The 13,958-nt window shown below is 63.0% G+C and carries 13 protein-coding genes; 6 read left to right on the top strand and 7 right to left on the bottom strand.

The window, feature by feature from the left end; genetic code table 11:
* Positions 1–58: 58 nt before the first annotated feature.
* From D1223_RS06080 to D1223_RS06070, 3 genes are read right to left on the bottom strand one after another with little or no spacing between them, the layout of a single operon-like run.
* The gene (locus D1223_RS06080) at positions 59–1,330 is read right to left on the bottom strand and encodes an HlyC/CorC family transporter (RefSeq protein ID WP_119375534.1); all 1,272 of its coding nucleotides are present in this window, start codon (positions 1,328–1,330) and stop codon (positions 59–61) included.
* Positions 1,331–1,333: 3 nt separating this feature from the next.
* Complete coding sequence (gene aroB / locus D1223_RS06075) at positions 1,334–2,452, bottom strand: 3-dehydroquinate synthase (RefSeq protein ID WP_233353059.1); 1,119 nt, start codon at positions 2,450–2,452, stop codon at positions 1,334–1,336.
* Positions 2,453–2,456: 4 nt separating this feature from the next.
* Positions 2,457–3,038, bottom strand: coding sequence for a shikimate kinase (locus D1223_RS06070; protein ID WP_119375532.1), 582 nt, complete (start codon positions 3,036–3,038; stop codon positions 2,457–2,459).
* A gap of 94 nt (positions 3,039–3,132) precedes the next feature.
* Here D1223_RS06070 and D1223_RS19140 point away from each other — a divergent pair, with 94 nt between their 5' ends.
* Complete coding sequence (locus D1223_RS19140) at positions 3,133–3,267, top strand: hypothetical protein (protein WP_267896304.1); 135 nt, start codon at positions 3,133–3,135, stop codon at positions 3,265–3,267.
* Positions 3,257–5,017 (top strand): hypothetical protein, encoded by a 1,761-nt coding sequence (locus D1223_RS06065; protein WP_147372698.1) that lies wholly within the window; start codon positions 3,257–3,259, stop codon positions 5,015–5,017. Before D1223_RS19140 ends, D1223_RS06065 begins: the two co-directional genes overlap by 11 nt.
* Here the strand turns inward: D1223_RS06065 and D1223_RS06060 are convergent.
* Positions 5,014–5,820 (bottom strand): enoyl-CoA hydratase/isomerase family protein, encoded by an 807-nt coding sequence (locus D1223_RS06060; protein WP_233349489.1) that lies wholly within the window; start codon positions 5,818–5,820, stop codon positions 5,014–5,016. The genes D1223_RS06065 and D1223_RS06060 overlap by 4 nt on opposite strands.
* Positions 5,821–6,022: 202 nt before the next feature.
* Between D1223_RS06060 and D1223_RS06055 the strand changes: the two genes are divergently transcribed.
* Positions 6,023–7,348 carry a dicarboxylate/amino acid:cation symporter gene (locus D1223_RS06055; RefSeq protein WP_119375529.1) on the top strand — a complete coding sequence of 442 codons (1,326 nt, stop codon included), beginning with the start codon at positions 6,023–6,025 and terminating at the stop codon, positions 7,346–7,348.
* A gap of 24 nt (positions 7,349–7,372) precedes the next feature.
* Here the strand turns inward: D1223_RS06055 and D1223_RS06050 are convergent, their stop codons facing one another.
* Positions 7,373–8,464, bottom strand: a complete 1,092-nt coding sequence (locus D1223_RS06050; protein ID WP_233353058.1) for an alkene reductase — start codon at positions 8,462–8,464, stop codon at positions 7,373–7,375.
* 83 nt (positions 8,465–8,547) lie between these two features.
* On the bottom strand, positions 8,548–10,434 hold the full coding sequence (lepA, locus tag D1223_RS06045) for a translation elongation factor 4 (protein ID WP_407646969.1): 1,887 nt from the start codon (positions 10,432–10,434) through the stop codon (positions 8,548–8,550).
* Positions 10,435–10,449: 15 nt separating this feature from the next.
* Between lepA and D1223_RS06040 the strand changes: the two genes are divergently transcribed.
* Both D1223_RS06040 and D1223_RS06035 read left to right on the top strand, forming a co-directional pair.
* Complete coding sequence (locus D1223_RS06040; RefSeq protein WP_119375526.1) at positions 10,450–10,935, top strand: WGR domain-containing protein; 486 nt, start codon at positions 10,450–10,452, stop codon at positions 10,933–10,935.
* 13 nt (positions 10,936–10,948) lie between these two features.
* Positions 10,949–12,061, top strand: a complete 1,113-nt coding sequence (locus tag D1223_RS06035; RefSeq protein WP_119375525.1) for an aromatic ring-hydroxylating oxygenase subunit alpha — start codon at positions 10,949–10,951, stop codon at positions 12,059–12,061.
* A 3-nt stretch (positions 12,062–12,064) separates the two neighbouring features.
* Here the strand turns inward: D1223_RS06035 and D1223_RS06030 are convergent, their stop codons facing one another.
* A complete protein-coding gene (locus tag D1223_RS06030) occupies positions 12,065–12,943 on the bottom strand; it encodes a 3-hydroxybutyryl-CoA dehydrogenase (RefSeq protein ID WP_119375524.1) in 879 nt (292 codons plus the stop codon).
* Between the two features lie 216 nt (positions 12,944–13,159).
* Here D1223_RS06030 and D1223_RS06025 point away from each other — a divergent pair, with 216 nt between their 5' ends.
* On the top strand, positions 13,160–13,912 hold the full coding sequence (locus D1223_RS06025; RefSeq protein WP_119376052.1) for an SIR2 family NAD-dependent protein deacylase: 753 nt from the start codon (positions 13,160–13,162) through the stop codon (positions 13,910–13,912).
* The last annotated feature ends 46 nt before the right edge of the window (positions 13,913–13,958 follow it).

The following is a 13,958-nucleotide window of genomic DNA, read 5'->3' as shown; positions in this document are numbered from 1 at the left end:
TGGCCCGAAGCTAGTCTGCAAAATCTGACACAATCAAGGCGTTGGGGAGGCGGTCTCGTCAGACAGGCTCCGGTTCTTCGGGGATGGGCGAGACGCGCAGGCCGGTAATCTGGTTGCGGGTCTTGCGGATCACATCGAAGCGGTGGCCGTGAAAGGCAAAGCGCTGGCCCGGCTCGGGAATGGTCTGGGCCTCGTGGATGACGAGGCCGGCAACGGTTACGGCTTCGTCGTCCGGCAGGTTCCAGCCGGTCGCGCGGTTGAGGTCGCGGATCGTGACCCAGCCTTCCACCATGACGGACCCGTCCGATTGCGGCCGCACGCCCTGTACGGGCACATCGTGCTCGTCGCGGATGTCGCCGACGATTTCCTCCAGGATGTCTTCCAGCGTCAGCAGGCCCTGAAGCTCACCATATTCGTCCACGACAAGGGCGAAGTGGTTGCGCTCGGTCAGGAACAGGTCGAGCTGGTCCTGCAGCGGCGTTGTCTCGGGCACGAACCAGGGCTCACGCAGGAGATCCTTGAAGTCGATATCGTCGATCGTGCCCTTCTGCTGCACGACCGCGCGCAACAGGTCCTTCATGTGAAGGATACCCGTGATCTCGTCTTCCTCTGCATTGTAGAGCGGGATGCGCGTATGCGGGCTGTTGAGGGCCTGGCGTATGATGTCGCCGGGCGGCAGGGAGGCGTCGAGCATGGTGATGTTCTTGCGGTGGATCATCACCTCTTCGACGGTCATGTCCTTCAGGTCGAGCGCGCCGACAAGGCGGTGCCGGTCAGCCTCGTCCACGCCGCCTTCGGAGTGGTGGAAGTCGATGGCGCCGCGAATTTCCTCCTCGGCGGTGAAGGACGCATCGGGCGCGCCGGCGCCGACCATGCGCAGCGTGGCATTGACCACGGCCTGGATGAGCACCGTGATCCAGGCAACGGCGGCGACGAGCCAGCTGATCGGCTTGCCAACGGACATCGCCATGGAGTCGGCGCGCGTGATGGCATAGGTCTTCGGCAGCACTTCCGCGAAGACGAGGACGAGGACGGTCATCACGGCTGTTGCCACGGCCACACCCATGCCGCCGGGCATCAGGCTCGCGAACAGGTTCGTGGCCAGTGCGGAGGCAAGGATGTTGACGAGGTTGTTTCCGAGCAGGATCGCGCCGATCAGGCGCTCCCTGTCGGAGATCAGCGAATTGACCACCGCGGCGCGTTTGTTTCCTTCGCGTTCGAGCGCGTGAATCCGGTTACGGGAAGCGGCGGTGAGGGCTGTTTCAGAGCCCGAAAAAAACGCCGACATCCCGAGCAGAAGCAGGATGGCGACAGCGGTTCCGATAATCATGGCTCAGCCCTGCTGAAGCTCCTCATTGAGAAATTCGCGGACATCCGAAAGATCGGCGTCCGGTTGTATAAAGGCCTGGCCCAGTCCCCGCGCCAGGATGAGTGGAACCCGGCCGGCCCGGACCTTCTTGTCCTGCTTCATGGCTTCCGTCAGCCTGTCTGCCGGGTAAGGCCCCCCGTTCAGGCGCTTTAATTGTGTCACAAGCCCTGCCGATTCAAGCAGGCGCGATGCGCGGTCTGCATCCTGGCCATTCATGAGGCCCTGCCGGACCGAGTAGCGCAGCGCCAGCGCCATGCCGGCGGCAACCGCTTCGCCATGGAGCAGGGATGGCTGGAATCCATTGGCCGCTTCGAGCGCATGGCCGAACGTATGCCCGAGATTGAGAAGGGCGCGCACGCCCGCCTCGGTCTCGTCCTGCGACACGATCCGCGCCTTGGCCGCGCAGGAGACCGCAACGGCCTCGCCGAGCGCTTCGGGGTCGAGCGCGACCACATCCTTGCCGCGGCGCTCCAGCCAGTCGAAGAAGTCCGGATCATCGATCAGAGCGTATTTGACGATTTCGGCATAACCCGCCAGCCGCTCACGCTCGGGCAGGGTTTTCAGGGCGGCTGTGTCTGCCAGCACCAGCTGGGGCTGGTAGAAGGCGCCGATAAGGTTCTTGCCCTGGCTGGCATTGACCGCCGTCTTGCCGCCAACCGAGCTGTCGACCTGCGCCAGCAGCGTGGTCGGGACCTGCACGAACTTCATGCCGCGCTTCATCAGCGATGCAGCGACGCCGGTCAGGTCGCCGACAATGCCGCCGCCCAGCGCGATCAGGACATCGTCGCGGCCTGCGCCCTCCGACAGCAGCCAGTCGAGCACGTCACCCAGCACGGCCCAGGATTTCGAGCCCTCGCCCGGGGGGACCGATTTCATCCGCATCGCAAGGCCAGCGCGCGACAGGCTATCAGAGAGGGTGTCTGCGTAGAGCCCGCCCACCGTGTCGTCGGTCAGGACGAAGACGCGCGGCTGGCGCACCATGGGCGCAATTAGCGTGCCTGCCTCTGCCAGCAGGCCTTCGCCGATCAGGATGTCATAGCTTCGGTCGCCAAGTTCGACCCGGACGCGTTTGGTGTCACTCATCGTTTCAGGCATGGCGGGCTTTCGACCAGTCATCAAGGGCTCGCAGGATCGACTCAACAGTCGCCTTGTGCGGGCCTTCCTCGCTCCGCACGACCAGGTCGGCCTGCTCATAGATCGGCGTGCGCTCGGTCAGCAGGCGGCTGAGAACGCCCTTCGGGTTTTCGGCTTTCAGCAAGGGCCGGTGGCCGCGCCGCGAGACGCGCCGCCAGAGCGTTTCCAGGTCTGCATTGAGCCAGATCGTCACGGCCTTCTCGCGTAGCAGGTCGCGTGTTTCCGGATCGAGATAGGCGCCGCCGCCCGTCGCCAGGACATGTGGCTCCTCATTCAGAAGGCGTTCGAGCACGCGTCGCTCCCCGCGCCGGAACTCGGCTTCGCCATGCAGGGTGAAGATGTCCGAAATGGAAAGGCCAGCGGCCTTCTCGATCTCATTGTCGCTGTCGTAGAACTGGCGGTTGAGCCGGTCGGCGAGCCTTTTCCCGACCGTTGACTTGCCCGCGCCCATCAAGCCGACCAGCGCGATTGTGCGGTCGGAAATGGCCGCCTCAATTCTGCCAGCGTCTATTGCGTTATTGCGGTGTGCGCTCATCGGGTTTTCGCTTCTCTACTGACTGTCCTATACAGTCTCGCACGAAGCGGGCAACAATTCCGGCAGATTCGATCTGCGAGAAAGAGGTTTGGCATTGCGCAAGTGGCTAATTCTGTTCGTTGTCCTGATTCTGGGCGTCATCGGTCTTCTCTGGTGGCTCGGCAATCAGGTCGATCAATCCATGCCTGAAGATGGCGAGGTCCGGATGGAGATCGACAATGTCTTCTAGGTTCAGGGCTTTGGCCCTGGGCCTGGGCGCGGTTCTGATGGTCCTGCCCGGGCAGGCGCAGATCGAATCGAGCGGCCTGGGCGATGTCGACCCGTGGGGAGCGAACTTCCTTGAGCGCGGCGAGAGCGGTTTCGGACAGGGGCTCTGGTCGTCGTCGGATCCCGAATATCTGATTGCGCTGTTCGAGCACATGGATGTCTCGCTGATGTCCGAAAGCGAAAAGGCGCTGCTCAGCCGGTCCCTGCGCTCGCCATCTGCTTCACCGGGCGGCGATCTGGCGCCGGCCCTTCAGGACTTGCGGATCGAGCTGCTGCATGCACTCGGTGAGCGCCGGGCGGCCGCCAGCCTGGCAGAGCAGGTCGATGTGCCGCCAGCGGATGTCGATCCTGACATCATCCTCTCCGACAATCGCCTGGCGCGCGGCGAGGTCGATCTCGTCTGCGCGCAGATGAATACGACCGGTGAGGGCCGTTTCTGGTCCGAGCTGCGGGCGATCTGTGCGCTCAAGGCCGACGCACCGGAAACCGCCGAACTTGCCATCGAGATTGCCGGACAGCAGGAAGGCGCCGAGCCCTGGTTCACCAATGTCGCCTTTGCCATGCTGAGCGAGGCAGAGGATCGCCCGCCGGCCCGGTTCGGGTCCGGGCTGGAACTGACGATGTCGCAGATGGCCGGGCTTGAGCCGGACAGCGAAAGCCTCGCTGCGGCGCGCCCCGATATTGCGGCGCTGATCGCCGAGGATATCGAGCGCCCGATCCGTCTGCGTCTGGCCGCTGCTGGCATCGCCGCAGAAGCCGGTGAGATTTCCGCCGTCCAGCATCGCCAGCTGTACACGACCCTGATCGAGGAAGAGGGTTTCGAGCCGGAATCGGCCATCGAGGCCGCGTTCGTCGTGCTTGCAAAGGCGCCTGAACCCGAACCGGTCGTCCCGGACCTGGCGCTGGTGACACCGGCACCGACGGGCCCAGTTGACCTTCGGGCCATGGCAAATGCCGCGCCCGAGCCTGCCGCGCCGGACGTCCCGGCCCCGGAAGAGGGCGATGCGGTTGACGAGATTTCGCTGGCCGAGGAGCAGGCGCTGGCCGTGCGCGAGGCGCTTCGCGAAGCGGCCATAGATCCGGTCAGCTTCGCGGCCAGGGCCCGCCTTTTCGCCCCGGCTCTTCAGTCCATACCAGCTAATGAGGATACTGCGCAGGCTGCGATCCCCTTCGCGGTTGCAGCGCTTTCCAACGGGTCGGTCAATGTCGCCCGGAAATGGCTTGCTGGCGTGCCGGATGATGCCGATGACCGCGTGCGCTTCGAGGCGGCCATGCTGGAAGGCTACAGCCTCCTCCTCGCGCAGCAGCGCTCATCAGCGGACACCGCGCGCATCGTCGCAACGCTGCTGGAGACCGGCTATGAGCGCGAGCAGATTTCGGATTCGCTGCAGCTCTTCTCCGTCTGGGCCGGCTTTGACGTCCCGATGCCCGTCCTGGCGCGGTCCGCTCTGGCCCAGTCGCAGATAGAGGCCCGCCCCGTGGAGCCGGGCATCCTGCTGGCCATCGACACGGGTCAGCGCGCCGGCGCAACGGGTGAGGCCTTGCTGACCATCCTCACGCAGACCGACGGACAGGTCGAGACGCTGTCAGGCGGCGCGCTTGCCGGCTTGCTGAATGCGCTCGTGCGGATGGGCGCAAGCGACGAGGCACGCGCGCTCGCCTTCGATGCCGGCCAGCTCTGGACCTATGCGGCTGGCCAGGCCCGCCGCTAGCGGCCCTTGAAGTTCGCCGGGCGTTTCTCGAGGAAGGCCATCATGCCTTCGCGCGCATCTTCAGACCGCATCAGCGGCAGGAGCTGCAGGAAGACATGGTGGACGTGTTCGGTGAACGGCTCCGAAAGGCCCATGCGCATCAGGCGTTTGGTGGCCTGGACAGCGAGCGGGGCGTTGGAGGCGATTTCCGCCGCCATGGCGCGGGCCTCGTCCATCAGGCTGTCATGGGCGACCACCTTGAAGCAGAGGCCATAGTCGAGGCACTCCTCGGCGCTGAGCGTGCGGCCGGTGAAAATCAGCTGCGCGGCCTTCTCCCAGCCGAGCATGCGCGGCAGGAACCACGTGCCGCCGCTTTCCGGCAGGATGCCGCGTTTGGTGAAGGCGGCCGCCATCTTGGCCTTGTCCGACATGATGCGGATGTCGCAGCCAAGGGCGGTGTCCATGCCATAGCCGGCCGCCCCGCCATTGATTGCGCAGATGGTGGGCGTGTCCATGTTGAAGAGGATGGTCGGCGGCGTGTTGCGCAGGTCCAGATGCGCCGATGAGACGGCGCCGGAGCCGATGCCTTCGCCCTTGGTCGCGCTTTCAAGGTTCAGCCCGGCGCAGAAGGCCCGGCCCGCACCCGTCAGGATCACGCAGCGCACGTCCGGGTCGGCGTCGGCCTTGAGCAGGGCCTCGCTGAGCCCGTCCAGCATTGGTCCGGAAATCGTGTTCATCCGGTCCGGTGCATTGAGGGTGATGGTCGCGACATGATCGCTGACCTCGTAGATCAGCTCTTCGAAGCTGGCGGCGGTGTCCGGCATGGCGGTCTCTCCCATTTGTTTTGGCGCAGTGTACCGGCACCAGCCCTGGCTGCCTATCGGTGACGTTGCGGCGGCTATCCGGACTTTTGCGGATATCCGTGCGTATTGGGGCTGGTAAGAGTTCGCCCCGCCGGGCCTTTGATCGTTGGGGCGTGTCTGGCAAACAAACGTGATCATTAATCGGAGGCCGGTGGGGCACACGATGAACAGAATGCTTCGCCTGAGCGATATTCGCGGCCTCATCCGGTCCCACCTCTGGGCCCAGATCCTTGTTGCGATGATCTTGGCGATCGTCGCCGGCATCCTTCTCTCGCCGGGGTCTGGCAGCGTTTTCGCGGTGCTGCCGGGCCAGGTCGACAATCTCGGCGAATGGGCTCGCCTGCCCGGCCGGATTTTCCTCAACATGATCCAGATGGTGGTGGTGGCGCTGGTCGGTTCGTCGATCATTCTCGGCATCACGTCCTCCAGCGATCCGGAATTCCTGAAGCGGGCGGCCTCGCGGATCGTGCCCTACTTCGTGTGTACATCGGTGCTGGCCGTGCTGATCGGTATTGCGGTGGCGAAGCTGATCGAGCCGGGCCAGTATATCGACAGCACCACGCTGGATCTCGTCAATTCGGGCAGCGCGGCCGCGGCCGGCGGTGTGGCGGCGATGCCTGAATTCTCGGCGACCGACCAGATCGCAGAGCTCATTCCCTCCAATCTCCTCTCGGCGGCCGTCACCAAGAACATGCTGCAGATCGTGGTGGCGGCGGTCTTTACCGGCATCGCGCTGATGTCGCTGCCTATCGACAAACGCGAGCTGGCGCTGCGCCTTGTCCAGCTGGTCCAGGATGTCTCGCTCAAGATTGTGGGCTGGGCGATGCGGCTCGCGCCGCTGGCGGTGTTCGGCCTGATCATGGATTTCGTGCTGCGCGTTGGTCTCAGCGCGCTGCTGGGCCTGTCAGCCTATATTGCCACGGTCATTACCGGGCTGATCATCCTGCTGCTGGTCTACTTGCTGATCGTACTGGTCTTTGCCGGGCGCAATCCGCTGAAGTTCGCCGGCCAGATCGCCGATGCCCAGCTGCTCGCCTTCTCGACGTCCAGCTCGGCGGCAACGATGCCCCTGTCGCTGCGGATCGCTGAAGACCGGCTGCGGGTCAGCCCGCCGGTTTCGCGCTTCCTCATTCCGCTTGGCGCGACGGTCAACATGGACGGCACGGCGCTTTACCAGGTCGTCGCCGCCCTGTTCATCGCCCAGCTCTACAATGTCGACCTGTCCACCGTCGAACTCGCCGTCCTGATCTTCACCGTGGTCGGCGCCTCGATCGGCAGCCCGTCAACGCCCGGCGTCGGCATCGTGATCCTCGCAACCATCCTGCAGGGGCTGGGCATACCGCCAGATGGGGCCGCCATCCTGCTCGGCGTCGACCGGATTCTCGACATGTGCCGGACCTCGGTAAACGTGTCAGGCGACCTGACCGCCTGCGTCGTCATGGACAAGTGGCTGGGCGAACGCCACGCCATGCCGGAAGCGGTTCACTGACGAGGCGGCTTGGGGCGCGCCCCGTCACGCTTCTTCCATGGTCGGAAAATCGGTGTAGCCGCGTGCGCCGCCGCCATAATACGCCTTGAGCGGGGCTTCATGCAGCTCGGCATCGGCTTTCAGACGTTCGACCAGGTCGGGATTGCCAATGAAGGGGCGGCCGAAGGCGATGATGTCGCCCGTATTCTTTTCGCGCGCCTCGATCGCCATGTCCCGTGTGTAGAGATTGTTGAGGATCGTCGGCCCATTGAACTGCTCGCGCAGCTTCAGTACGTCAAAGTACGGCTCGGGTTTGCGGGTGACGCCCGTGTCGCCTTCCACCAGATCAAGCCAGCCAATGCCGAGTTCGTTCATCACGTCGATGACATGTGTGAAAAGCGGCTCCGGATCGGTATCCCAGGTGCCATAGGCGTGGCCGAGCGGTGCGAGGCGGACCATGATGCGCTTGCCGTCCCAGACCTTGAGGCAGGCCTCCAGTATCTCTTTGAGGAAGCGCGCGCGATTCTCGATGGAGCCGCCATATTCGTCCTCGCGCTTATTGGTCATGTCGTTCAGGAAGGCCGAAATCAGGTAGGAGTGCGCCGCGTGGAGCTCGATGCCATCGAAGCCGGCCTTTTTCGCGCGGGCTGCGGCGGCCTCATAGGCGCCGACCATGCCCTTGATCTCTGGTTTCGTCATGACGTGGACCGGCTCGTAAGGCTGCGGCCCGGCCTCGGTGAAGATCTCGCCGGGCTGGCTGTACTCGGACGGGGCCACGGGTGCGCTCTTGCCGTCTGCGCTCAGCGATGAGTGGCTGAGGCGGCCGGCATGCCAGAGCTGGCTGAAGATGAGGCCATTCTTCGCGTGGACCGCGTCCGTCACCTCTTTCCAGCCCGGAATCTGGGCGTCTTCCCAGAGGCCCGGCAGGAAGGGGCCGCCCCGCCCGCCCGGAACGACGGCGGTCGCCTCGGTGATCAGCAGGCCGGCACTGGCGCGCTGTGAATAGTAGACCGCCTGAAGCTCCCCGGCCTTGCCATCCTGCGTCGCGCGCGCCCGCGTCAGCGGCGACAGGGCGATCCGGTTCTTGAGTTTCAGGCCGTTGAACTCGACAGGGTCGAACAGGTCTGTGTGCGCCAATTTTGCCTCCCGCATATGTCTTTTACGGGCGACTCTATCAGCGCGCAGGCCGAGTTCTATCCATCACGTCGGGGGAGCTGGCCTCAATCATCATCCATCCGCAGCGCCGCCACGAAGGCTTCCTGCGGGATTTCGACCTTGCCGAACTGGCGCATGCGCTGTTTGCCGGCCTTCTGCTTGTCGAGCAGCTTGCGTTTGCGTGTCGCGTCGCCGCCATAACACTTGGACGTCACATCCTTGCGCAGGGCCGAGATGGTCTCGCGAGCGATGACGCGCCCGCCAATGGCGGCCTGGATCGGGATCTTGAACATCTGCCGGGGGATGAGGTCCTTCAGCCGCTCGCACATCTGGCGGCCGCGGCCCTCGGCGCGGTCTCGGTGGACGAGCATGGAGAGGGCGTCGACCGGTTCTTCATTCACCAGGATCGACATCTTCACGAGGTTGCCGGCGCGGTGGCCGATGATCTCATAGTCGAAGCTCGCATAGCCCTTGGAGATGGATTTCAGCCGGTCATAGAAATCGAAGACGATCTCGTTGAGCGGCAGCTCATACTTCACCATCGCCCGGCCGCCGACATAGGACAGCTCCTTCTGGATGCCGCGCCTGTCCTGGCAGAGCTGCAGGATGGAGCCGAGATATTCGTCGGGCGTGTAGATGGTTGCGGTGATCCATGGCTCGCGGATTTCGGCGATCTTGACCACATCCGGCATGTCAGCGGGATTGTGCAGCTCCATTTCAGAGCCGTCTGTCATCGTCATCTCATAGACCACGGATGGCGCCGTCGCGATCAGGTCGAGGTCGAACTCGCGCGAGAGGCGCTCCTGTATGATTTCAAGGTGCAAGAGGCCGAGGAAGCCGCACCGGAAGCCCATGCCTAGGGCGGCGGAGGTTTCCATTTCCCAGGTGAAGGACGCATCGTTCAGGCGCAGCTTCGACATCGCCGCGCGCAGGTCGTCGAAGTCGCCCGCATCGACCGGGAAGAGGCCGCAGAACACCATCGGCACGACTTCCTTGTAGCCCGGAAGCGGCGTGTCGGTCTGGTTCTTCTCGTCCGTGATCGTGTCGCCCACGGCGGTGTCGGCGACTTCCTTGATCGAGGCGACGAAGAAGCCGACTTCGCCGGGTCCGAGTTCGTCGACATCGGTCGGCTTCGGGCTGAACACGCCGACCTTGTCGATCTCATAGGTCGACTTTGCGCGCATCATGCGGATCTTCTGCTTCTTGCGCATGACGCCATCGACGATGCGCACGATGACGACAACACCGAGATAGGGGTCGTAATAGGCATCGATCAGCGAGGCCTTGAGCGGCTTGTCCGCGTCGCCTTCCGGCGGCGGGGGCAGGCGCTTGACGATCGCTTCGAGGACATCCTCGGTGCCGATGTTGTTCTTGGCCGAAATCTCGATGGCGTCGGAGGCGTCGAGGCCGATAATGTCCTCGATCTGCTCTTTCACCCGTTCCGGCTCGGCGGCTGGCAGGTCGATCTTGTTGAGGACGGGCACGATCTCGTGGTCCTGCTCGATAGCCTGGTAGACATTGGCGAGCGTCTGCGCCTCGACGCCCTGGGAGGCGTCCACCACCAGCAGAGAGCCTTCGCAGGCCGCCAAGCAGCGCGAGACTTCGTAGGAAAAGTCGACATGGCCGGGCGTGTCCATGAGGTTCAGGACATAGGTCTCGCCATCCTTGGCCGTGTAGTTCAGCCGGACGGTCTGGGCCTTGATCGTGATGCCGCGTTCCTGCTCGATATCCATGGAATCGAGCACCTGTTCGCGCATCTCGCGATCGGAGAGACCGCCCGTGACCTGGATCAGCCGGTCAGCGAGGGTCGACTTGCCGTGGTCGATATGCGCCACGATGGAAAAATTGCGGATCTTGTCGCGGGGTGTCATGAGGCGGCATATAGCGGCCACGAGGCCTTGCGGAAAGCGGCTATGTGCGTATTTGTGCGTCGGCGTGGCCCTCGGACGGATAGCGGATGCGTCACCATGATTAAGCTCTACAAGCGCGAGCCCGACGGAGCGATTTCAGCTTATTTCGAGGTTTGGGCGGAGCCGGAAAATCGCCGGCTCATTGAGCATTGGGGCCGGCTCGGCGACAAGGGCCAGACCCGTGCTCACAGGGTGAAATTCTTGCGCTCATTGGAGAGGCAATTCGACGATCGTCTAACCGCACCAAGAGAAGCGGGTTACGAAGAGCTCGATACATCAGAGCAGTCGGTGCTGGTGGTTGAATATGTCGTCGACGGATTCGGCACCGAGGACGACCTTGAGAAACGTCAAGCTCTGGAGGATTTTCTCAACGAAACGCTCGGCTGGAAAGGGCTTGGTCACTGCGACGGGGGCAGCATCGGTTCAGACACAATGGAGGCTGCCTGCTTTGTGGTAGACTTCGACCTCGCAAAAGCAGTTGTCATTGAGGCGTTGGAAGGAACCGCCTTCGTAGACTATTCTCGTATTTACAAGGAAGAGTAAGCTTCAGAACGCCATGCCCGACGGCCAAACCCTCATAGACAAAACGGTGGAGACCCAGCCCGGAATCACGTCCGAAGGCTGGCTGACCGATAGCTGGTATCTCGGCTGCACCTCGAAGGAGCTGAAGCCCGGCGGCCTGCTTCACCGGATCATGCTCGACCAGCCCATCGTCATCGGCCGGACGGAAGCGGGCGAGGCGTTCGCGCTGCGCGATATCTGCCCGCACCGGCTTGTGCCGCTCAGCGCCGGCAAGATGCTGGACACTGATGGCGAGCCGACGGTCGAGTGCCCCTATCATGGCTGGCGCTTCGGGACGGACGGCGTCTGCCGCCACATGCCGTCGGTGCTGGAAGAACAGCCCTATGAGGCAAGCCGCTTCAAGGTGCGCCGCTATCCGGTGCATGAGAAGAACGGCATGATCTTCGTCTTCATCGCGCATGATCCGAAAGTCTCGGGCGAACCGGACGTTCCGCCGCCGGATTTTGGCGAGCTGCCGGACAAGCCAAAATTCGTCATTCAGGAAGACTTCAACGCCCACATGGACGACGCCGTGGTCGGCCTGATGGACCCTGCGCACGTCGCGTTCGTCCATTCGCAATGGTGGTGGCGCCCGCCAAGCGTTGGCCTGAAGCTCAAGGAAAAGCCCTTCGTCCCGCGCGACCGGGGCTGGGCCATCGACCGTCACCAGCCTTCATCGAATTCGCTCGCTTACAAGGCGGTATTCGGCGGCAAGGTGACAACGGAAATCATTTTCCAGCTTCCCGGCTATCGCTGGGAGATCGTCGAGAACGAGACCGCCCGGCTGCTGACGCTGACCTGCCTGACGCCGATCTACAAAAAAAAGACGCGCATCACCCAGGTCACCTGGTTCTTCGGTGCGCCGCTGCTCAATCTCGCCATTCCGATCTTCAAGCCGGCCGCCCGGAAATTCCTGCGCCAAGATGGCGATATCGTTGACCTGCAGAATGAGGGCATGAAGTATCAGAAGGCGATGATCTGGATCGACGATATCGACGTCCAGGCCAAATGGTATCGCACGCTGAAGAAGGAATGGACCGCTTCACGGACTGAAGGGCGTTCTTTCGAAAACCCGATCGAACCGGTCACGCTGCGCTGGCGCAGCTGATATCTACCGTGTCGGGACGGGCGCGTCACCGCGATAGTCGTAGAAGCCACGCTTGGCCTTGCGGCCGAGCCAGCCGGCCTCGACATATTTCACCAGCAGCGGGCAGGGGCGGTATTTCGTGTCGGCGAGGCCGTCATGCAGGACCTGCATGATGGACAGGCAGGTATCGAGGCCAATGAAATCGGCCAGTTCCAGCGGGCCCATCGGGTGGTTCGCGCCGAGCTTCATGGCGGTGTCGATGCTTTCCACCGTGCCAACGCCTTCATAGAGTGCATAGACCGCTTCATTGATCATCGGCACCAGGACCCGGTTCACGATGAAGGCCGGATAGTCCTCGGCATTGGTCGTCGTCTTGCCCAGCGCCTTGGCGAAGCCGAGCGCCATTTCATAGGTGTCCTGGTCAGTCGCGAGGCCGCGGATGACTTCCATCAGCTTCATCAGCGGCACAGGGTTCATGAAGTGCAGGCCGATGAACTTTTCCGGACGGTCCGTTGTCGCTGCAAGACGCGTGATCGAGATGGACGAGGTATTGGTCGCCAGATAGGTCCTCTCGGGGACAACATCGCAGAGCGACTTGAAGATCGCTTCCTTGACTTCGCGCTTCTCGGTGGCCGCCTCTATGGCGAGGTCCACCTTTCCGAACGGCTCGAGCGAGGTGCCGGGCTGGATGCGTTTCAGGGCCGTTGTCATGTCATCAGGCGAAATCATCGAGCGCGAGACCTGGCGGCTCATGTTGGCCTCGATGGTTTTCATGCCTTGCTCGAGGGCGTCCTCGGAGACGTCGTTGAGGAAGACATCATACCCGGCGAGCGCACAGACATGCGCGATCCCGTTGCCCATCTGGCCGGCGCCAACAACGCCTACAGTGCCGATATTGCTCATTCCGCCCTCCGAGAGGCCATCCGCTCTGTCAATCTCGTAATCTCGTAGACTGATTGTGCGGCGCAGAAAAGATCAAGGCCTGTCAGCAGATGTGTAATCAGTCGCCAGAGGGTTGTGACCCACCGGGCACAGGCTCATGGAGGCGGACTGGCGCACAGGATGTTGTTTGCGGCGGGAGTCTGGATGCGCCCAAAAGCCTCGTATAAGATCGGCTGCATGAGCAAAGCCAAGGAACTCGCGGGCCTGATCCGGCGCGCAGAACGCGTCATGGTGTTTACCGGCGCAGGAATTTCAACCGAAAGCGGCATTCCGGACTTCCGGTCACCGGGTGGTGTCTGGAGCAAGATGAAGCCGATCTACTTCCAGGACTTCGTGTCGGACCGTGACGCCCGCCGCGAAGCCTGGACGCGTGTCTTCAACAAGTCGGCCGGGTGGGTCGGCGCCCAGCCGAATGCCGGTCATCATGCGATCGCTGAACTCGTCAGGCAGGGCAAGGTCAGCGCCGTCGTGACGCAGAATGTCGATAACCTTCACCAGGAGTCCGGTGTGCCCGACTACAAGGTGATCGAGATCCACGGCAATGCGTCCTACGCAAAATGCCTGCAATGCGGCATGCGCTACGAGCTGGAGGAGCTGCGCGCCCCGTGGGAAGCCGATGAGGAAATCATCTGCGTGAATTGCACAGGCTTGATCAAGACGGCCACGATTTCCTTCGGCCAGTCCATGCCCGAAGTCGAGATGGAGCGCGCGACCGCCGAGGCCGAGGCCTGCGACCTGTGCATCGTCCTGGGCTCGTCGCTCGTCGTCTATCCGGCGGCGGGTATTCCGGTCATGGCAAAGCGCGCCGGGGCAAAGCTGGTCATCATCAATCGCGAACCGACCGACATGGATTCCTATGCCCACATGGTGCTGAACGTCGAGATCGGGGCCTTCCTCGACGAGGTCATGAAAGAGCTCGAAGCGGCTTGAGATGACAACAAAAAAAGCCCCGGATGAAGCATCCGGGGCTTTCTGA

The organism is Henriciella mobilis (assembly GCF_003576285.1).
GTDB lineage: Bacteria > Pseudomonadota > Alphaproteobacteria > Caulobacterales > Hyphomonadaceae > Henriciella > Henriciella mobilis.
Note: the sequence above shows the minus strand (reverse complement) of the source record. Positions and strands in the feature narration are given on the sequence as shown.

What these genes read in the sequence shown, in the direction of transcription:
- D1223_RS06080 (WP_119375534.1), bottom strand. Translation starts at nt 1,330, where the DNA reads ATGATTATCGGAACCGCTGTCGCCATCCTGCTTCTGCTCGGGATGTCG.
- aroB (WP_233353059.1), bottom strand. Translation starts at nt 2,452, where the DNA reads ATGAGTGACACCAAACGCGTCCGGGTCGAACTTGGCGACCGAAGCTAT.
- D1223_RS06070 (WP_119375532.1), bottom strand. Translation starts at nt 3,038, where the DNA reads ATGAGCGCACACCGCAATAACGCAATAGACGCTGGCAGAATTGAGGCG.
- D1223_RS06065 (WP_147372698.1), top strand. Translation starts at nt 3,257, where the DNA reads ATGTCTTCTAGGTTCAGGGCTTTGGCCCTGGGCCTGGGCGCGGTTCTG.
- D1223_RS06060 (WP_233349489.1), bottom strand. Translation starts at nt 5,820, where the DNA reads ATGCCGGACACCGCCGCCAGCTTCGAAGAGCTGATCTACGAGGTCAGC.
- D1223_RS06055 (WP_119375529.1), top strand. Translation starts at nt 6,023, where the DNA reads ATGAACAGAATGCTTCGCCTGAGCGATATTCGCGGCCTCATCCGGTCC.
- D1223_RS06040 (WP_119375526.1), top strand. Translation starts at nt 10,450, where the DNA reads ATGATTAAGCTCTACAAGCGCGAGCCCGACGGAGCGATTTCAGCTTAT.
- D1223_RS06035 (WP_119375525.1), top strand. Translation starts at nt 10,949, where the DNA reads ATGCCCGACGGCCAAACCCTCATAGACAAAACGGTGGAGACCCAGCCC.
- D1223_RS06030 (WP_119375524.1), bottom strand. Translation starts at nt 12,943, where the DNA reads ATGAGCAATATCGGCACTGTAGGCGTTGTTGGCGCCGGCCAGATGGGC.
- D1223_RS06025 (WP_119376052.1), top strand. Translation starts at nt 13,160, where the DNA reads ATGAGCAAAGCCAAGGAACTCGCGGGCCTGATCCGGCGCGCAGAACGC.